Below are 19125 nucleotides of genomic sequence, written 5' to 3'. Positions count from 1 at the left end.
AAGATTAGCGCAAAGTGTCACCCGAATAGCGATTTTTTTTGTTCTCAGCTCACTTTTTCGTGCTCGAGCTCGTCGGAAGAGCTCGGCGGAGCGGCGGATGCGGGGCTGCGGAAGCAGCAACCGACCGCGAAGGTGACCAAGGTGCCGATGGTGACGCGCCACGGGAAGGCGATGCCGGTGACCCAGCCGCCGTGTTTGCCGACCTCCAGCAGAATCACCACCGCAAAGCCCGCGAGCATGGCCAACACGTTGCCGAAGTCGCTGCCCCGCCCCTTCGTGAGCATGCCGAGCAGAAAGACGCCGAGCAGCGAGCCGTAGGTGTAGCCGAAGATGCCCAAGGCGATGGGGATGATGCGCACCGAGGGGTCTTTCACCGAGTACCAGGCCGTGGCGCAGCCCACGAGGATGAGCAGCAGGGCGAAGGCCACGGTGAGCAGGCGCACGGCGCGCAGTTGCTGCTGCTCGGTGGCCTTCGGGCGAAAGACGTCGCGGTACCAGTCGCGCGTGGCCGTCGTGGCCAGTGCGTTGAGGGCCGTGCTCAGCGAACCCATGGCCGTTGCCAGCAGGGCGGCGACCAGAAGCCCTCTGATGCCGGCCGGCAGGTAGTGCACGATGAAGTAGGGGAAGATTTCGCTGCTCTTCTCGGGCAGGAAGAAGCCGGTCTTCGCATGGAAGGCGTAGAGCAGGATGCCGCAGGTGAGGAAGATGATGACGATGGGGATGTCCATGATGCCCGACACGACCACGGCGCGCGTCCCGGTCTGCCTATCCTTGGCCGCGAGCATGCGCTGCACCATGTCCTGATCGGTGCCGTGCGTGGCCATGGTCAGGAAGGTGGAGCCGAGGAAGGCCGTCCAGAGCGTGTATTCGCTGCCGAGGATGTTTTTCACGTCGGCGACAAAGCCTTGGCCGGTGATGCCGAGGTCGAAGACCTTCCACGGTTGCAGGTTGCCGACCTTGCAGGGATCGGCCGAGCGGTCGCCGACGCTCGCGCAGATGCTCTGCCAGGCGTCGAGCCAGCTGCCGTCGCCCTTGATGCCCAGCAGCAGGTAGACGATGGTCGTCAGCACGGCGATGACGAGGATGCTCGCCTGAAGCACGTCCGTCCACACCACGGCCTTGAGCCCTCCGAGCGTGGTGTAGATGGCCGTGGCGACGGTGATGAGGGTCAGCGCGACGAAGTAGATGATGATGGTCTCGGTCTCGCTCGCGCCCTCCTGCCCGGTGATGAAGGCGTAGGCGATCACCAGCAGGATGCCCGCGATGTAGAGGCGCGTTCCGCTCGCCAGCACGCGGCTGATCAGGAAGGTGACGCTGGCGCAGCGGCGGGTGGTGACGCCGAAGCGCTTCTGGAGATACTCGTAGATGGAGACGACGCGGTACCGGTAGTAGGGCCGCAAGAAGAGTTTGCCGACGATGATGCGCCCCAGCAGGGTGCCGATGCCCAGCTGCACGTAGGTGAAGTTGCGAAGGGCGTAGCCTTCGCCCGGCGTGCCGAGGAAGGTGGCCGCGCTGATTTCTGCGGCGATGATGGAGGCGAGAATCGCCCACCAAGGCATGCTTCTGTTGCCCAGGGCGTAGCTTTCCAATGAGTTCTGGCGCCGCCCGACGTAGAGGCCGATGGAGAAGATGGCGCAGAAGTAAGCGCAGATGATGAGGAGGTCGAGAGTCATGGAGAGGGGAGGAGTCGGCGAGGAGAGTCACCGAGGAGGCCGGGGTGCCTGCACCCGCCGGAAGGCCGCACGGGAAGGCCTCATGCGGTCAAAGGAGCCGGGCGGGCCGGACGGGGCAAAGGGGCCATAGGGTTCAAGCGAGCCGGGCGGGCAAAAGCGCTAAAACCGGCGGCGCCGCAAGGGGCGCCGCCGGCAGGAAGCTGTGCTTCATCAGCCCTGTTTGTGCTCGAGGGCGGCAGCGACCAGCCCCTTGAAGAGCGGATGCGGGCTGTTCGGGCGGCTCTGGAACTCGGGATGGTACTGGCAGGCGATGAAGAAGGGGTGGCTGGGCAGCTCCACGACCTCGACGAGCCCGTGCTCGTCGTTGGTCGCCGAGATGACGAGTCCGGCCTTCTCGCAGGCTTCGCGGTAGTCGGCGTTGAACTCGTAGCGATGGCGGTGGCGCTCGGAGATGGTCTCTTTGCCCTCGTAGAGGCGGCTGCAGAGGGTGCCGGGCACGATGTGGGCGGGGTAGGCGCCGAGGCGCATGGTGGCGCCCATGTTTTCGATGTGCTTCTGCTCCTCCTGCAGGCAGATGACGGGAGCCGGCGTCTCGCGATCAAACTCGGTGGAGTTGGCTCCGGCCAGCCCGAGCACGTTGCGGGCGAACTCGATGACGGCCACCTGCATACCCAGGCAAATGCCGAGGAAGGGGATGCCCTTTTCGCGGGCGTAGTGCGCGGCGCGAATCTTGCCCTCGATGCCGCGGTCGCCGAAACCGCCCGGCACGAGGATGCCGTGCACCTCGCCGAGCATCTCGTCGCAATCGCCCTTTTCAAGAGCCTCGGCATCGACGCGCAGAATCTCGACGCGGCAGTCGTTGGCCGCTCCGGCGTGGGTGAAGCTCTCGTAGATGGACTTGTAGGCGTCCTGCAGCGAGATGTATTTGCCGACCACGGCGATGCGGACGCTGTGCGAGGGGTGAATGACGCGGCCGACGAACTTCTGCCAGTCGTCCATCTTGGGCTTCGGCACCGTGATGCCCAGCACCTCGGTGACGATGCGATCGACGCGGTCGCGGCCGAGGTCGATGGGGCATTCGTAGATCGAGTGCTTCACGTCGCAGAAGGCCACGACGTTGCGCGGGGGAACGTTGCAGAACATGCCGATCTTCTTCTTCTCGCCCTCGGTGAGGTTGTCCATCTCCGTGCGGCAGACGATGATGTCGGGCTGAATGCCGATCTCGCGCAGCTTAGCCACGCTCTGCTGCGTCGGCTTCGTCTTGGTCTCGCCCGCGGCCTTGATGTAGGGCAGCAGGGTGACGTGGATGAAGCAGCAGTTGTTGCGCCCGACTTCGAGGGCGAACTGGCGCAGGGCCTCCAAGAAGAGGTAGCCCTCGATGTCGCCCACCGTGCCGCCGATTTCGGTAATGATGACGTCGCACTCTTTGTTCGCCTCGGTGAGGTCGTAGAGGCGCTGCTTGATTTCATCGGTGACGTGCGGGATGTATTGCACGGTCTTGCCGAGGTAATCACCGCGTCGCTCTTTCTCCAGCACGTGCTCGAACACCTTGCCGCTCGTCAGATTGTTGAGCCGCGAAAGCTGGCAGTGCACGAAGCGCTCGTAGTGCCCCAGGTCGAGGTCCGTCTCGGCGCCGTCGTTGAGCACATACACCTCACCGTGCTGGTAGGGGCTCATCGTGCCGGGGTCAATGTTCAGGTAGGGGTCGAACTTCTGCATGGTCACCTCGAGACCGCAGTGCTCCAGAAGGGTGCCGATCGATGCCGCTGCCAGGCCTTTGCCCAGCGAGGACACCACGCCGCCTGTGACGAAAATGTACTTCATGTTCCGGGTGTGTGGATGATGTTCCGTTGCCCTCAGCCTAGCAGAAATCAGGCAGCGCGTCCAGCCTAACCCATCGCGCCGCTGCAGCGCGGCGCCCCGCTGCAGCGCTCTTTTTATTCTTGCGCCTTCATCATAAATCGTTTGTTTTTACGCTTGCCGCGCGGCGATCTCATGCTATAATTTCTTAACCTCCTTAAAAAAATCATCCCTCTTCCGCCTCATCTCCGTGTCTGACAGCATCGGCAGAAACAGCATCGGCAAAGTGCGCGCCGCCCTGCGCGAGCGCGGCGAGGCGACGCGCCCGCAGCTGGCGGCGGCCACGGGTCTGAGCGCCGTCAGCGTGGGGCGCGCCGTGCAACAGCTCTGCGCGAGCGGAGAAGCCGAGTTGCGGGGCGAGGCCGGCGCCGGGCGCGGGCGTCCGGCGGAGCTCTACCGCTTCAAGGCCGAGAGCCGCATCGCCGCTCTCTTCAAAGCCGAGCGCACGGGCAATCTCTGCACGGGGCAACTCGAACTGCTCGACTGCTGCGGGCAAGTGAAGCGACGCGAGGAAGCGCGTTTTGCGCTGCTGCACGCGCAGAGCCTCGACGATCTGCTCGATGAGCTCTGCGAAGGTCGCAGGCTCTCCGCCATCACCCTATCCCTGCCCTCGGATCTCACCCCCTCGCGACTCGCGGCGCACCTGCGCGGCCGCTTCGGCTGCCCCGTCAGGCGCATCAGTCGCGCCATGGCTCTGGCGGATGAAACGGAGGGAAGCCTCACGCTGTACCTGCCGCCGGGCGAAGCTCCCGAAGCCTGTCTGAGGCGCGGCGGCCGCCTTCAACCCTGCGGGCGTTTGCAGCTGCTGCCCCTGCCGGCCGACTGGGCGAGCTTGGATCCCGACGACCACACGCTGCTCGAAGAAATGGTGGCTCGCCTGCTGCTCATCACCGTCTGCACCCTCGCCCCCGAGCGCCTCACAGCCTACGCCCCCTTCTGGACGGAGAGGCTCATGAACCGCATCCGCTACAACTTCAGCACCAAAATGCGCGGTTACCCGGCGCCGAAGCTCGCCTTCCGCCCCCTCCGCACGCGACAAGTCGACGAGGGACTGCGCAGGCTCAGCCTCGCCGACTGAAAGTCGCGGCCCGGCGGCACGCCAACGCCCCCGTCTCAGCTCGCCGCAGCGGTCGACTCGGCAGGGCTCGGCTCGGCGGGCGCAGGGCTCGACTCGGCGACGTCTGCGGCATCCGCTGCGGGCACATCCCCCTCCGCAGCCGGGGCAGCACCTGCCTCGGGCTCAGGGAGAGCATCGCTCGCGCCCGCTGCAGGCTCGGCGGGCTGCTCAGCGGGAGCCTTGAGCCCGGGAGCGGGCACATCGGGCTTCTCACCCTCATAGGGGCGAACCTGCGGGTTGCAGAGATCGAGCTCGGGGTTGTAAAACTTCGTCTCAATACCGAAAAGCCCGAGGATGGTATGGAAAACGTGCTCCTGAGCCACCGTCATCTGCGTGTGGGACTGCAACTGCCGGATTGCCTCGGCAAAATGCGGGTGAAGCGCCTCCAGCTCGGGCGAGGTGATCACGAACATCCCCACGCGGCAGCCCGTCGTCTTGAGGTAGCTCATCTTACTGTTTCCCAAACCGCCGCGGCCCCAAATACCGTCCTGCCCCAGATACTCGCCGTGATCACTCACGTACAGATACACAAAGGGGCGCCCCTTGAGCAACTCACAAACGCGCCGCCAGTACTCATCCGTGTAGTGAATCGTGCTGTCGTAGGCGTTGCGAATCTCGTCGGCGTGAGCCTCGGGATTCTGAAAGTCGGCGTTGGCCGGGGCAAAGGGCGGGTTGTCGTGGTCAAAGTGGCTGAAGGGCGTGTGGCTGCCTTCATTGTTGACAAAAAAGGCCAGATTCTCGCCCGGATGCTCATCCAGCACCCTCTTGATCTGGGGCACCGCCTCCCACGGAGAACCCGGTGCGTTGAAACGCTCCGTCGAGATGCGCGTCAGGATGCGCACCACGCGATCGTACTTCAGCTGCTGACCGCAGCGCTGCCCGAAGAAAGAGAAAACCTCAAAGCCGTGCTTGTGCAGCAAATCGAGCACCGAGCCCGTCGTCGGCTGCATTCCCGGCGTCGCATCGTGAATACCGCGGCGAGCGTCCGTCAGCAGCACAATCTGCGCCTGACAGGTATCGGCGACACAGGAAATGCAGTCCGGGAAATTGATCACGCGCGGCTGGCGGCGCAGCCACGGCGTTGTATCGCGGCCGTAGCCGTTGATGCTCATGGCATCGGCCCGAACGCTCTCCCCGATGTGAAGCACGAAGACAATGCCCGAATCCGGATGCACGAACTCGCAGCTCGACGGCTCGTCCGCAGGAGAGGTGAGCCCCTCAGCCAGCGACACCACGGCGATGTTGTGCTCGATGGCCTCTTGGTACGAGTCGCAGAGATAGACCACCTCGCAGAAAGGCCACAGGTGTTGCTCGGCACTCTGATGGTGGGGAGGCAGCGCGACCTCGCAAAGCTGCGCCAGCGTGCAGGAAAGAGTGCCAAAGCACAGCAGGCTGAGGCGGCTCTGCCCGCGCATCGTGCGGCAGAGCCACCGCACGAGCACAACCACAAGGGCGAGCGCGAGACAGGCCAGAATGACGTTGACCGGATTCACATAGGCCATGATTTCCTCCGGTGACGCCTCCAAGGACTCCGCCAACACAAGAGAATTGAAGCGCGTGCCGTACTGAAAGAAGGCGACAATCTGCGCCATCTCAACAAAGACGAACGGCACCCAGAACACCGCACTCAGGCGCCCGAGCAGCGCCCACAACAGGCAGATCGCCCCCATCCCCATCAGCAGCGCCACGCCGGGGGCAAGAGGCGACGCGCAGAACATCGGGTTGCCCACCAAGTTGAACACCAAGGTGATGAGCAAAAGGCGCCACAGGAACCCCTGCGGCGGCATGTAGCGCCCGCGCAGCAGCAGGGCCGAAAGGGCAGTCAGCACAGCCGCCGCCGGAGCTATCCAGAACCACCGCCCGACCTCAAAGGCAAAGGGAAGTTCCCAGAGCAGCAAGCCGACGACGACGTGCAGAAGGGTGAAAACCACCAGCACCGCGGCAAAAGAGCAGCGATTTCTGAGCAGCGCCCCAAATTCTCTCATGGCTTTCACCTCGCGGAAGAGAAATTGTCAGTCCTGATGATTCCGGCAGCGGCACTCGTGACCTTCGCCGTGGCCGCCGCAGCACTCATGACCCTCACCGTGGCCGCCGCAGCACTCATGGCCCTCACCGTGGCCACCGCAGCACTCGTGGCCCTCACCGTGGCCGCCGCAGCACTCATGACCCTCACCGTGGCCGCCGCAGCACTCGTGGCCTTCACCCGACTCCTTGCGCTGCTCACAATCGCTGTCGCAATCCTCGCAGTGCCCGTGGCAACCGCCGCCGCAGCAGGCGCTCATCTGCTGCTGCATCGCTGCGGCCACCTCCTCATCACTCGGCGCACAGCCCTTGTCGATAGCCAGACACAGGTACTGATTGACCGTGCCGAGCATATCATCCAGCAGCTGGCGAGCCTCCAAAAAGCCCTTGCAAAATTCGTTGTCCACCACGGCCTGACGCAACTCATCAAACTTTGCAATCTCGGCCTCCGAAGGGGGCATCCCCTCCATGTGTTTGTTGCGGAGTTGCTCGCCGTACTCATTGACCTTGCGGAAAAGATCCGTCGCCCCGGGGTTCTGATAAAACAAACCGATACGAGCCTTCGCGGAGACAACCTTCTGGCACTGAGCAAAAGCGTTGGCGAGAGCGCCGGCCAGCTCGGCCAGCTCCGGCGTAAGTGAAGTATTAGCCATAACGGGCGCGATTCTACCACACACGCCGCGCACAGGCAACCCATACCTTTGTCATCCCCCCGGCTTTGTCACCGCCGCAGCTTGCGCGCACGGCGTCAACATCAACCGCACCGAAGGACCGGCCCGGAACACAGACGGACGCCACCCCAAGCATCCGTTCTCTGCGTCGAACACCGCTTCCGCCGCCCCCGAAAAGCCAGCGGACAACCCTCCTCCCCCGCCCTGAAGCTCATCGGGAAACGAAACGCGAAGAAATTTGCTGTTTTTAGAGATGTTTTATTGACGCGACACAAGGCTTCGTGTAGAGTAATGAAATGACGCGAGCCCGTTTGCGTCGCGTATAACTTCACCTATCGATCAAACCCGTGTATTCGAACGAAAATTATCTGCTTGAGTTGCTCAAAGAAGCCGGAGCCATCGACGATGCCACGATTGACTCAGCGCGTCAGCAAATCTCTCCCATCGACAGCGTTATCGACTTCCTCATCAACAACAATTACCTCTCGGGCGAATACATCGCCCAAGTAGCCGCCGCAAGGTCGGGAATGGAATACGTCGACCTGACAGGCATCGACATCAGCCCCGACATCATCGAGAAAGTCAAAGGCGCCCTCGCCCGGCGCGTCGGCTTCATCCCCATCGGCGATGACGGCTACTACCTGCAGGTTGCCATCGCCGACCCCTTCAACATGGAGAACATCGACAGCCTGCCCCAATTCCTCGGGCGGGACATCGACTTCTTCGTCGTCTCGGAAGCCGGGCTGAAGAAAGCGCTCGACAAATATTACCCCGAAGAGAAAAAGTTTGCCAAGGGTGACAGCGAAGCCCCGATCATCGAGCTGATCGACAACATGTTCAACGAAGCGCACAACATGCGGGCCTCGGATATTCACATCGAACCGATGGAAGACCGCGTGCGCATCCGCTACCGCGTCGACGGACGCCTCATCGAAGCGGCCAACCACCCCAAGAAACTGCTCGGCCCCATCGTGGCGCGACTCAAAGTCATGAGCTCCACCATGAGCATCGCCGAAAAGCGCGTCCCGCAAGACGGCCGCATCGAGCTCGACCTGCGCGACGGCGTGCACATCGACCTGCGTGTCAGCACCGTCCCCTCCAACCACGGCGAATCCGTCGTCATGCGAATTCTCGACAAATCCGCCCTGGCTCTCGGCCTGCCGCAACTCGGCTTCCTCTCCGACGACGAAGCCACCTTCGACCGCCTCGTCACCCTGCCCGACGGCGTCATCCTCGTCACCGGCCCCACCGGCTCCGGCAAAACCACCACCCTCTACGCCTGCCTCAACCACCTCAACCGCCCCGACAAAAAAATCATCACGGCGGAAGACCCCGTCGAATACGAGTTTGCCGGCATCAACCAAGTCATGATCCGCTCCGAAATCGGCATGACCTTCGCCGCGGCCCTGCGAGCCATGCTCCGCCAGGCTCCCAACATCATCATGATCGGCGAAATTCGAGACGGCGAAACAGCGGGCATCGCCATTCAGGCAGCCATGACGGGTCACCTCGTCCTCTCCACCCTGCACACCAACGACGCCCCCTCCTCCGTCGCGCGACTGGCCGACATGGGCGTCGACCGCTTCCTCATCGCCTCGGCCGTGCGAGCCATCATGGCCCAGCGCCTCTGCCGACGCCTCTGCGACTGCAAAATCGACGGCCACGTCACGCCGAAAGAAGCCGAAGTCCTCGGCATCGACATCAACCGCCTCGTCAAAGTCCCGCGACCGGGCGGCTGCGAAAAATGCCGCGGCAAAGGCATGAGAGGGCGTCTCGGCATCTTCGAAATCTTCCAAGTCAGCGACGACGTGCGAGAACTCATCAACTCCAACCTCACCTCGGCCCAACTTCGCAAACGCGCCCGCGAGCTCGGCATGCGCACCCTGCGCGAAGACGGCATCCGCAAAGTCATGGCCGGCATCACCTCCGCCGAAGAAGTCATGCGCGTCACCACCGGCGACGCCAGCTAAGCCCCACCCGCTCCGACAACCGCACACACAGATATCACACATATGGACACAGACGTTGCACTTGATGTTTTCATCAACAACGGCATGATGGATACCTCGGTATCCAAGGATGTCAAAGAAGAAATGGCCAACAGCGGCAAAGAGCTCTGGGAGACCCTCATCGACTTCGGCGTCATCAGCTCACCGGAAGACTTCTGGAACATCATCGCCACCGAAGTCGGCGCCCAGTACATCTCACTGGCCGACTTTGCACCGCCCGAAGACGTCATTGCCAAACTCACCCCGGCGCAGGCACGCATGCACGGCGCCTTCCCCATCGAATACCGCAGCGGCGAAGGGCTCTACGTCTGCCTCGAAGACCCCCTCAACCCGCAAACCGTCGACGACCTGCGCGCCGCCACCGGGTACGACATCTACCTCTACGTCGCTGCCGACTACGAAGTACGCGCCCGCATCACGGAATTCTACGGCGGGGCGGAAGCCGCCATGGGCGACCTGCTCAACGAACTTAACAGCATGAGCGTCGGCAGCCTCGACGGCACGGACGAAGCCAACGCTGCCCCCATCATCAAATTCGTCAACCTCGTCATCACCCAGGCCATCAAAGAAAAAGCCTCCGACATCCACCTCGAACCCTTTGAAAAAGAGTTCAAGATCCGCTACCGCGTCGACGGCTCCCTCTACGAAATGGCCCCCCCGCCCGTCCATCTGGCCAACCCCGTCATCTCGCGCGTCAAAGTCATGGCCGGCATGAACATCGCCGAGCGGCGCGTCCCGCAAGACGGCCGCATCATGATGAAAATCGGCGAAAACGGAGTCGACATGCGCGTCAACTCCCTGCCCACCCAATACGGCGAATCCGTCGTTATCCGCGTGCTCGACCGCAACAGCGTCAGCCTCGACCTCAACAACCTCAACCTCTCGCCGAAGATCCACAACTACATACTCGACACCGTCAACAAACCCAACGGCATCTTCGTCGTCACCGGCCCCACCGGCTCCGGCAAAACCACCACCCTCTACGCCGCACTGCGAGAAGTCAACACCGAAGACTCCAAAATGCTCACGGCCGAAGACCCGGTGGAATACGACATCGACGGCATCGTCCAAGTTCCCATCAACGAAGCCATCGGCGTCACCTTCCCGCGCGTCCTGAGAGCCTTCCTGCGTCAAGACCCCGACCGCATCCTCGTCGGCGAAATTCGAGACCAGGACACCGCCCAGATCGCCATCCAAGCCGCCCTGACCGGTCACTTGGTCCTCTCGACCCTGCACACCAACGACTCCGCCGGCGCCGTCACGCGATTCGTCGACATGGGCGTACAGCCCTTCCTGCTCTCAGCCACCCTGCTGGGCGTACTCGCACAGCGACTCGTGCGCACCATCTGCCCGTACTGCAAGACCCCGTACTCACCCTCCCACAGCCTGCTCAACCAGCTGGGAATCGACCCGAGCCTCATCGGGCGGCAGCAATTCTTCACGGGCGCTCGCTGCGACAAATGTGCCAACACCGGCTACAAAGGGCGCAAAGGCATCCACGAACTCCTGCACGCCTCAGACCCCATCAAAGAACTCATCACCCAGAACGTACCCTCCATCGTCCTGCGGCAAAAAGCCATCGAACTGGGCATGACCACCCTGCGCGAAGACGGCATCCAGAACATCTTTGAAGGCAACACCACCATCGAAGAAGTCCTCAAATACACCTAAGAGCTTGACGAGACGAGCCTCATCTGCTATTCTCAGAGAGTCATCCATACACATCTTTCCACTTAACTTACTCGAGTCATATGCCGAATTTCAAATACACTGCGCTTGACCAAAACGGCGTAGAGAAAACAGGCATCGTCGCTGCTGACAGCAAAATCGCTGCCATGGAGATGGTGCGAGCACAAGGCCTGCTTCTGCGCGAATGCGTCGAAGCCGGCAAAGGAGCCAAGCCGACCGCCGCCAAAGCGAAACCGAAAAAAGACGCCAAAGGCAAAAAACAAAAAGCCGGACGCGGCAAAGCCGGCGCTGCCGTCAGCTCCAAAGAACTCATGGTCTTCACGCGCCAGCTGGCCACCCTGATCGACGCCGGCCTGCCGCTGCTGCAAAGCCTCAACGTCTTGGCGAAGCAAGAGCCCAACCCCAACCTGCGCGCCACCATCACCGCGCTGAGCGACTCCGTACAGGGCGGCTCCACCTTCTCCGAAGCGCTGGCGGCCTACCCCAAACTCTTCAACAAACTCTTCGTCAACATGGTCAAAGCCGGTGAAATCGGCGGTGTGCTCGAAGTCGTCCTCAAGCGACTGGCCGAATACCATGAAAAAGCGAACAAACTGCGCAGCAAAGTCGTCTCGGCCATGATCTACCCGCTGGTCATCCTGGTCATCGCCGTGGGCATCCTCATCTTCCTGATGCTCTCCATCGTGCCGAAGTTCAAGGAAACCTTTGCCAGCCAGAACATGGAACTGCCCGCTATCTCGGAGTTCGTCTTCAACTTCTCCGACAACTGCATGGCAGACTCCGTCATCCCGACCATCCCGAACGCCTTCGTCGGCCTGCTGATCATCTTCGGCATCGTCGCAGCCCTCGTCGCTTGGAAGCGCACCCCGAAAGGCGCGCGATCCGTCGACGCCATGCTGCTCAAACTGCCGAAACTCGGGCAACTCACCCGCGTCAGCTCCGTCGCGCGCTTCTCGCGCACCTTCGGCACCCTTGTTGCCTCCGGCGTACCGATTCTGCAAGCCCTCATCATCACCCGTGACACCGCCGGCAACATGATCGTCTCAGACGCCGTCATGAAAGTGCACGACGCCGTGCGCGAAGGCGAATCCATCGTCACCCCGCTGAGCGCCTGCAACGTCTTCCCGCCCATGATGATCTCCATGGTCGACGTCGGTGAAGAAACCGGCCGCCTGCCCGAAATGCTCATCAAAGTAGCTGAAGTCTACGACGAAGAAGTCGACAACGCCGTCACCGCACTGACAGCCATGCTCGAACCGCTCATGATCGTCTTCCTCGCCGTCATCGTCGGCGGCATCGTCATGGCCATGTTCATGCCCATGATGGAAATCATCAAAAACGTCTGAACCATGAAGGCAGGGATGCACACACAGCGCCGAGGGTTCACCCTGATCGAACTGCTCGTCGTCATCACCATCATGGCACTGCTGGCCGGCGCCGTCTTGGTACTCACCGACGTCTTTGCCAAAAAAGGCGACAACACCAAAGCCAAAACCGACATCGAAATGCTCAGCACCGCCCTCACCAAATACGAGAGCGAAGGCTACAAACTCGAAGACGGCAGCGGCGACCTCATGAGTGCCCATGCCCTCTACTGCATGACCTCGGGAGACTATGACGAAGACGGCATCCCCGACGAAGTGCGAAAAGGCGCACGCCGGACCAAATACTGCCCCTCGCTCGTCATCATCGACCCCGGTGATGAATCCGTCAGCGACGGCATCCCCGTGATGAAATCGCAGAGCAAACTGACAGGACTGGGCAAGAAACAAAAGGGTAAAAAGATGGCGCGCTACGTCATCATCGACCCCTGGGGCAACCCGTATCGCTACCGCCTCGGCTTCCAGCGCAAAGGCAGCGATAAAAAATACGGCTCAGGCAACAACGCCGACTTCGACATCTTCTCGCAAGGCCCCGACGGCCTCGGCAACGGGCTCGACGACAAAGGCGAAAACGAAGACAACATCAGCAACGTCGAATACGGCAAATAAACAGCCCACACCCCTCTGAAGCCCCCGCGGCGCCGCAGCTCCCCACCGAGGAGAAAGCGGCGCCGCCTTTTTGTGTACAACAGCGCCCGCAAGCCCGCAAGCCCGCAAGCCCGCAAGCCCGCAAGCCCGCAAGCCCGCAAGCCCGCAACAGCCCGCAACAGCCTGCAACAGCCTCACACGGCCTACTCACGGCTGCACACAGCATTCACACAGCCCGCCGACTCGCCACACGGCCGACGCCCCGCGGCACCCGTCCGCAGGCGCTAAAAACGACCCTCAGTGCCCGGCCTGCGGCACCGACTCAGAGCGATCCCCCCAAATGCGAGAGCGTCGCGCCTCATTGAAGCGCCGCCTCATCGAGCGGCGCATATGCTCATCATGGCGGTTGATAATCTCCGCCAAGCGGCTCCGGTGATCATCCACCGAAGCATCCGGACGCGCCATCTGATCCACAAGCTCAAGCAACTGGCGCCGCGAATCCTGCGGGAAATCCTCGCGGCTCGTCATCAACTGCACCACACCGCGCAGCGACTCACGCTCCCGCGCCGCCCCCTCAACATCCCCCGACTTGAGCAAAAAGCGAATCAACTGCTCCCGGCAAACAAGACAAAGCATCAAATCATGATCATCATCAGGATTAGCCGCCAACAACTCCTGAGCATAACGATCCGCCCGCCGCAACACCGCCACATCAGCAGACAGCGCAGCACCGGGCCGCACCATCAAGCGCACAAACGCCCGCCGTGCCGCCTCCGAATCCGGATGCTTCGCCAGCAGCGACTCCAAAATCTCAAGCGGACCACTCCCGTCCGGCGAAATCAGCCGGCGCAACTCCTCATCCTGCGTCCGCTCCAGCAGCGACACCCGGCACAGCAAAGCATCCTCGCGGTGAGGCGCAGACTCCAGCACCGAAGCCAGCAGACCCGCCGCCCGGCGCAAATAAGGCGCCAGCAACTCCCGCTCCTTAGCCCGCGAAATAGCACGCCGCAAACCACCCTCAGCCCCCGGCGACGGAGCCGCCGCCAGCCCCCCCTGCCCCTGCCCTCCCGGCAGCTGCACAGCCGCATTCATCAACAACTGCAAACTCCGCACCAACTCCAGCCGCACATCCGGCGACGCAGCCTCCTCCAAACGCCCCAGCAAACCCTCAAGCAAAGCGCGCACCTCCGCACGCCGAGCCTCCCCCCCCTGCGCCAGCAGAGCCGCCGCCAACCCATTCACCACCCCCACCTCGCGCTCCGGAGACAACTCAGGAAAACGCAGCGCCCGGCGGAAAAAAGCCTCTGCCGTCGCAAAATCCCGCACCCGGAGCGAAATCACCGCCAGCACATAACAAGCATGTCCCACCTTACTATCCGCCTCCGCCGAATCCTGAGCCGCAATCTCCTCATAATACGGCATCAAATCCTGAATCAAACGGGCATCCTCCTTCGTCACATGCACCTCATCCAAATCCGCCGCAGGAGACGCCAGCACACTGCTGAAAATACGCTGCATCGCCGCATCCGCAATCTGCGCATTCTTCTCCGCAAGCTCGCGCTGAGCATTCTCCTGCTCCAGCGCATGAGCCACACGCCAAAACCCCACACTCACACTCACCAGCAAAAGCAGCACCAGCAACCCCGCCGCATGACTCCAAATCGCCACAGCCGGGCGGCGGCGCAGCCACATCCCATAGCGGCGCAAACACGAAGCCGGACGCGCAGAAACCGGCTCTCCCCGCAAAAAACGTCGCAAATCACAAGCCAACTCCCGCATCGACCCATAGCGATCCGACGGCAAAAAACTCACACACTTATTGACAATAGCCCCCAGCTCCCCCTCACCCCTCAGCGGCGCAATCGGCTGAGAACAAATACGGCGAATCAACTGCCCAGGCTCCGCCTCCCGAAACGCCGCACGCCGCGTCAGCAACTCATAGAGCGTCAACCCCAGCGAATACTGATCACAAGCAAACGAATTCTCCCCCTTCAGCAAACGCTCCGGCGCCATATAGCGCAGCGTCCCGTCATGACACTGCGTCACCAAAGGAGCAGACACAGACGCATTCAGCACCGTCGCCAGCCCGAAATCACTCACATGCAGCACCCCCTGATCATCCAGCAGCAAATTCCCCGGCTTCACATCGCGATGCAACACCCCGTGCTCATGAGCAAACGCCAGCCCCTCAGCCGCCTGAAGCCCCACCTCCGCCACCGCCTCAGCATACGAGCGCCCCGGGAACGTCCGCTGCAGCAACTCCGGGCACAGCCCCTTCCCGTGCACCAAACTCATCACATAATAGCGGTACTCCCCCTCGCAACCCGCACCGTAAACCTCCACAATATTCGTATGGCGCAGCGCCGCAATCACCCGCGACTCATTCTCAAAAGCCAGCAAATGGCGCGACTCCGCATTCCAAGACGGCGACAGCACCTTCACCGCCACCTCGCGATTCAGAGAAACCTGAAGCGCGCGAAACACCGTCCCCATCCCCCCCGAACCAATCCGCTCAAGCAAACGATAATCACCCAACTGCTCTGGGAAACACACCTCAACCGCCGCCGCCGGCAGCGTCGAGCGGCTCAGCCCCTCCATATCCAGCAACGCCGGCAGCAACTCCAGCAAACCCTCACGGCACTCGGGATGCTCCTCCGCAAACCCCTCAACAGACAAACGCTCCCCCGCGCGGACGCGCTGCAAAAACACATCCACCAACTCCGCCAGCAGCTCCTCGTCATCACACTCAGCCATCGCCCGCAACAACCCAGCCGTAACAACTCAGCCGCAAAACCCTCAACTCAAAACAGCGAAGCCCCCTGCAACAAATCGCGCAAACGCTTCAACGCACGCACATAGCGAATACTCGCAGCCTTCGGAGCAATACCCAGCACCAGCGCACACTCCGTATTGCCCAACTCCTCAAAATGGCGCAACTCCAAAATCTCGCGATCAGCAGGCGACAACTCAGCCAACACACGGCGCATCAACGCCTGACGCTCCAAACGCACCATATGCGTCCGCGGACTCGAAATCGTATCCACAAACTGCGCCCAAGCATCCATCGTACGATCATCAGACTCGGGCAGCGCACTCTCCTTCATCGCATCGCGCTTCCCCGCACCCAGATGGCGGCGCTGCTGATCCGCCAGCACCTGAAGCGCCAACTTGCGCAACTTCAAATACATCGGCACCTCGGGCTCCGCACGCAAAAACTCCAGACGACGGCCGCAAGCCACATACGTCTCCTGCAGCAAATCATCCACACTCATACGGCGCAGCAAAACCTCCGGCATCCGCACCGCAAACAACTTATGCAAGCGATCGCGATACAACTGCCACTGCTCGGCAAGCCACAAATTCTCTGACTCAGAACCCATCACCGTGCCCCTCCTAACGCAGAAGAGAACGCGAAAACCACCGCAAAATCCACTCAGTCCGTCATACTTTCCTCGCGCAAATCGCGATTCATCAACTCCTGAAGAGCATCCAGCACCGGCTTATCCTCATAAAGAATCTCATACATCGCATCCGTCAGCGGCGTCCGCACATTCAACTTACGCGCCAACTGCCACGTCGAAAACGTATTCGGAATCCCCTCCACCACCTGACCGATACGCCCCTGACACTCACTGCCGGGAACCCCCGAAGCCAGCAAACGCCCCGCCGACAAATTGCGACTATGCTCCGAATAACAAGTCACCACCAAATCACCCATCCCCGACAACCCCATAAACGTCTCCATACGCCCGCCATAAGCCACACCGAGGCGCGTCATCTCCGCCAAACCGCGCGTTGCCAGAGCCGCCCGGGCATTATCACCCAAACCCAGCCCCGCAATAATACCGCTAGCCAGAGCAAACACATTCTTAATCGCCCCGCCCAGCTGCATCCCCACCACATCCGTCGTCGTATAAACGCGGAAATACAACGTACTCAAGCGCCGCTGCACCGCAGCCGCCAACTCGATATCCTCGAAACCCACCAGCGTCAGCGTCGGCAAATCCAGCACCACATCCTCCGCATGATTCGGCCCCGAAAGCGCCCCCACCGGGCAACTCAAATACTCAGACAAAATCTGAGACATCAGCAAATTCGAATCCCGCTCAATCCCCTTCGTACAACTCACCACCACCGCATCGGGCGCCAAATTCGCCTGACTGAGACTCTGCGCCACCGAACGCATCGCCACACTCGGCACCACCACAATCACCAAATCAGACCCCGCCACATCCGCCCAATCACTCGTCACCGTCACACAATCCGGCAAACGCTCAGCCCCCTCCACCGGGCAAAGACTCAAACGCGTCTCACGAATCACAGCCGCCTCAGACTCCTTGTACGTCCAGAGCACAACCGGCCCCCCATTGCGGGCAGCCGTCAACGCCAGCGCCGTACCCCAAGCCCCTGCACCAATCACCGCCGTCTTTGCAAAATGACCATCCTTCATAACATCACTTCTTAGAAAAAGCCTTAGGCTCCGTACCCCGGCAAAGCCGGACAATATTAGCGCGGTGCTTAAACACCACCAACACAAAAATCAACGCCAGAACCGCCACCAGCAACCACCCCGACGCAGAAACCCGCTCAGGCCGCACCGCAAACTCCCACACAGCCGCCCCCAGCATCACCAAGCCCGCCACCATACTCGACAGCGACACATAGCGCGTCAGCACCATACAAAGCACCCACGCCGCCACCGCAACCGTCCCGACCACCGGCGACAAAGCAAAAAGACAACCCGCCGACGTCGCCACACCCTTCCCCCCGCGGAAACGCAAAAAACACGTATACGTATGCCCCAGCACAAGCGCACACAACACCAGCAGCAACACCCCCGTCTGCTCAAGAGAAAACGAAGCCAAATCACCGCCGAAGCGGCAGCGCACCCAAAGCAGCGGCAGCAAACCCTTCAAAAAATCGCAAACAAAAACAGGAATCCCCCATCGCTTCCCCAGCACGCGCACCGCATTCGTCGCCCCGATATTGTGCGAACCGAACTCTCGAAGATCAACCCCATTCAACCGCCCGGCCAGATAACCAAACGGCACCGACCCGATCAAATAGGCGGCAACGAGATAAACAACATACTCCAGCATGCGGGAGCATTATACCCACAGAACAGGCATAATGCAACCTCTTTTTGCGAAAGCCCGAAAGCGTACCCCTCAACGCAAAGCACCCGAGAAGACAGCCGGAAACAGCCCAAGCAAACCTCAACAGCCCCCACAAACACCCCTCACTCCCCCTCCCAAACATCCAAGAGCAAATCCGCCTCATCCTCTGACAAGCCCGTAACCACCACATCCCTTGACGAAAGAGGCACCTGCACAACCGGAGCCATCAGCACCACCCCTCCGCACACCACCGCCACACGATCATGCCCGAAGCGCAACCCCGACGTCAAAAGAGCCAAACGGCGCGACCCCTCCGCACTCAAACGCACACACACCGCATTCGGCGGCGCAAACTCCCTTGAAACACCCTCAACCTGCGCCTCCGACACATAAACCCCGCGCCGTTGAGCCGAAGCCGGCGACTCAAGCACCCAATACTCCACCGCAACCTCACCATCCTCCCGGCGCAGAACCTCCCCCTCCGCATCCAAAAGCCGCTGCGGCACAATCACATAACCATCCAGATCCGCCCCCTTCACCGACGACCCGGCGACACAAGAACCGGCCGGCGCAGCAGCAATCGCCTCAGCAACAGCCGGAAGCCTCACCAAAGCCTCAGACTCCGGATGCACCATCAAAAACTCCAGCACGGCAGGCTCCTCAACCTGCGTACACTCCGAAGAAACAATCTCCCCATCAGCCCAAGCAAACATCGGAACAACAGCCGACACAGCGGCAAACAGCAACGAAACACAGCGGGAAAAACAACGAACAGCACTCATACCCGAGCATACTAGCAAAAAAACAAACACAGAACAAGAGCAAAACGCACACGGGCGTGCGGCTGCATGCGCCAGCACAAAAAAACTGCGCGAAGCGCACACGCGCGCGCAGCGCGCAAAAAAGACAGCCTGCGAGCTCAGCTTGCCGCGGGTGGGAGTCCGAGGGAGGGGCGCGTAGCCCCTCCCTCGGGGTGCCGTGAGAGAAGCAACGGCCG

14 protein-coding genes are annotated in these 19125 nt (G+C 61.5%); 5 read left to right on the top strand and 9 right to left on the bottom strand.

Annotated features, from left to right (window positions below; translation table 11 throughout):
- Positions 1-44 precede the first annotated feature (44 nt).
- Together AC6UAL_RS07250 and pyrG are read right to left on the bottom strand one after the other, a co-directional pair.
- The gene (locus AC6UAL_RS07250; protein ID WP_500682710.1) at positions 45-1673 is read right to left on the bottom strand and encodes a sodium:solute symporter; all 1629 of its coding nucleotides are present in this window, start codon (positions 1671-1673) and stop codon (positions 45-47) included.
- A 210-nt stretch (positions 1674-1883) separates the two neighbouring features.
- Complete coding sequence (pyrG, locus tag AC6UAL_RS07245) at positions 1884-3497, bottom strand: CTP synthase (protein ID WP_500682709.1); 1614 nt, start codon at positions 3495-3497, stop codon at positions 1884-1886.
- A 226-nt stretch (positions 3498-3723) separates the two neighbouring features.
- On the opposite strand from pyrG, the gene AC6UAL_RS07240 reads away from it, so the two are divergent.
- The gene (locus AC6UAL_RS07240) at positions 3724-4611 is read left to right on the top strand and encodes a hypothetical protein (RefSeq protein ID WP_500682708.1); all 888 of its coding nucleotides are present in this window, start codon (positions 3724-3726) and stop codon (positions 4609-4611) included.
- Positions 4612-4646: 35 nt separating this feature from the next.
- Here AC6UAL_RS07240 and AC6UAL_RS07235 read toward each other — a convergent pair whose 3' ends face one another.
- Together AC6UAL_RS07235 and AC6UAL_RS07230 are read right to left on the bottom strand one after the other, a co-directional pair.
- Positions 4647-6635, bottom strand: coding sequence for a sulfatase-like hydrolase/transferase (locus AC6UAL_RS07235; RefSeq protein WP_500682707.1), 1989 nt, complete (start codon positions 6633-6635; stop codon positions 4647-4649).
- A 27-nt stretch (positions 6636-6662) separates the two neighbouring features.
- Positions 6663-7325: a YlbF/YmcA family competence regulator gene (locus AC6UAL_RS07230; RefSeq protein WP_500682706.1), complete on the bottom strand. Its 663-nt coding sequence runs from the start codon at positions 7323-7325 to the stop codon at positions 6663-6665.
- A gap of 365 nt (positions 7326-7690) precedes the next feature.
- Between AC6UAL_RS07230 and AC6UAL_RS07225 the strand changes: the two genes are divergently transcribed.
- The 4 genes from AC6UAL_RS07225 (at position 7691) to AC6UAL_RS07210 (ending at position 13032) form a co-directional block, all read left to right on the top strand.
- Positions 7691-9313, top strand: coding sequence for a GspE/PulE family protein (locus AC6UAL_RS07225; protein WP_500682705.1), 1623 nt, complete (start codon positions 7691-7693; stop codon positions 9311-9313).
- 42 nt (positions 9314-9355) lie between these two features.
- The gene (locus AC6UAL_RS07220; RefSeq protein ID WP_500682704.1) at positions 9356-11023 is read left to right on the top strand and encodes a GspE/PulE family protein; all 1668 of its coding nucleotides are present in this window, start codon (positions 9356-9358) and stop codon (positions 11021-11023) included.
- An 80-nt stretch (positions 11024-11103) separates the two neighbouring features.
- Positions 11104-12387, top strand: a complete 1284-nt coding sequence (locus AC6UAL_RS07215; RefSeq protein WP_500682703.1) for a type II secretion system F family protein — start codon at positions 11104-11106, stop codon at positions 12385-12387.
- Positions 12388-12390: 3 nt separating this feature from the next.
- Positions 12391-13032: a prepilin-type N-terminal cleavage/methylation domain-containing protein gene (locus tag AC6UAL_RS07210; protein ID WP_500682702.1), complete on the top strand. Its 642-nt coding sequence runs from the start codon at positions 12391-12393 to the stop codon at positions 13030-13032.
- A 276-nt stretch (positions 13033-13308) separates the two neighbouring features.
- Here AC6UAL_RS07210 and AC6UAL_RS07205 read toward each other — a convergent pair whose 3' ends face one another.
- From AC6UAL_RS07205 to AC6UAL_RS07185, 5 genes are all read right to left on the bottom strand, one after another.
- The gene (locus AC6UAL_RS07205; protein ID WP_500682701.1) at positions 13309-15765 is read right to left on the bottom strand and encodes a serine/threonine protein kinase; all 2457 of its coding nucleotides are present in this window, start codon (positions 15763-15765) and stop codon (positions 13309-13311) included.
- Positions 15766-15812: 47 nt separating this feature from the next.
- A complete protein-coding gene (locus tag AC6UAL_RS07200; RefSeq protein ID WP_500682700.1) occupies positions 15813-16391 on the bottom strand; it encodes a sigma-70 family RNA polymerase sigma factor in 579 nt (192 codons plus the stop codon).
- Between the two features lie 53 nt (positions 16392-16444).
- On the bottom strand, positions 16445-17461 hold the full coding sequence (locus AC6UAL_RS07195) for an NAD(P)H-dependent glycerol-3-phosphate dehydrogenase (RefSeq protein WP_500682699.1): 1017 nt from the start codon (positions 17459-17461) through the stop codon (positions 16445-16447).
- Between the two features lie 4 nt (positions 17462-17465).
- The gene (plsY, locus tag AC6UAL_RS07190; RefSeq protein ID WP_500682698.1) at positions 17466-18110 is read right to left on the bottom strand and encodes a glycerol-3-phosphate 1-O-acyltransferase PlsY; all 645 of its coding nucleotides are present in this window, start codon (positions 18108-18110) and stop codon (positions 17466-17468) included.
- Between the two features lie 140 nt (positions 18111-18250).
- A complete protein-coding gene (locus tag AC6UAL_RS07185; protein ID WP_500682697.1) occupies positions 18251-18910 on the bottom strand; it encodes a SecDF P1 head subdomain-containing protein in 660 nt (219 codons plus the stop codon).
- Positions 18911-19125 lie beyond the last annotated feature (215 nt).

Origin of the sequence: Candidatus Parakkermansia intestinigallinarum, assembly GCF_944389695.1 — a bacterium.
Lineage (GTDB): Bacteria > Verrucomicrobiota > Verrucomicrobiia > Verrucomicrobiales > Akkermansiaceae > Akkermansia > Akkermansia intestinigallinarum.
The sequence above is the reverse complement of the archived record's forward strand: the minus strand, read 5'-3'. Positions and strand labels throughout refer to the sequence as shown.

Coding starts and splice junctions, on each gene's coding strand:
- AC6UAL_RS07250 (WP_500682710.1), bottom strand. CDS start 1,673: ATGACTCTCGACCTCCTCATCATCTGCGCTTACTTCTGCGCCATCTTC.
- pyrG (WP_500682709.1), bottom strand. CDS start 3,497: ATGAAGTACATTTTCGTCACAGGCGGCGTGGTGTCCTCGCTGGGCAAA.
- AC6UAL_RS07235 (WP_500682707.1), bottom strand. CDS start 6,635: ATGAGAGAATTTGGGGCGCTGCTCAGAAATCGCTGCTCTTTTGCCGCG.
- AC6UAL_RS07230 (WP_500682706.1), bottom strand. CDS start 7,325: ATGGCTAATACTTCACTTACGCCGGAGCTGGCCGAGCTGGCCGGCGCT.
- AC6UAL_RS07220 (WP_500682704.1), top strand. CDS start 9,356: ATGGACACAGACGTTGCACTTGATGTTTTCATCAACAACGGCATGATG.
- AC6UAL_RS07215 (WP_500682703.1), top strand. CDS start 11,104: ATGCCGAATTTCAAATACACTGCGCTTGACCAAAACGGCGTAGAGAAA.
- AC6UAL_RS07210 (WP_500682702.1), top strand. CDS start 12,391: ATGAAGGCAGGGATGCACACACAGCGCCGAGGGTTCACCCTGATCGAA.
- AC6UAL_RS07205 (WP_500682701.1), bottom strand. CDS start 15,765: ATGGCTGAGTGTGATGACGAGGAGCTGCTGGCGGAGTTGGTGGATGTG.
- AC6UAL_RS07200 (WP_500682700.1), bottom strand. CDS start 16,391: ATGGGTTCTGAGTCAGAGAATTTGTGGCTTGCCGAGCAGTGGCAGTTG.
- AC6UAL_RS07195 (WP_500682699.1), bottom strand. CDS start 17,461: ATGAAGGATGGTCATTTTGCAAAGACGGCGGTGATTGGTGCAGGGGCT.
- plsY (WP_500682698.1), bottom strand. CDS start 18,110: ATGCTGGAGTATGTTGTTTATCTCGTTGCCGCCTATTTGATCGGGTCG.
- AC6UAL_RS07185 (WP_500682697.1), bottom strand. CDS start 18,910: ATGAGTGCTGTTCGTTGTTTTTCCCGCTGTGTTTCGTTGCTGTTTGCC.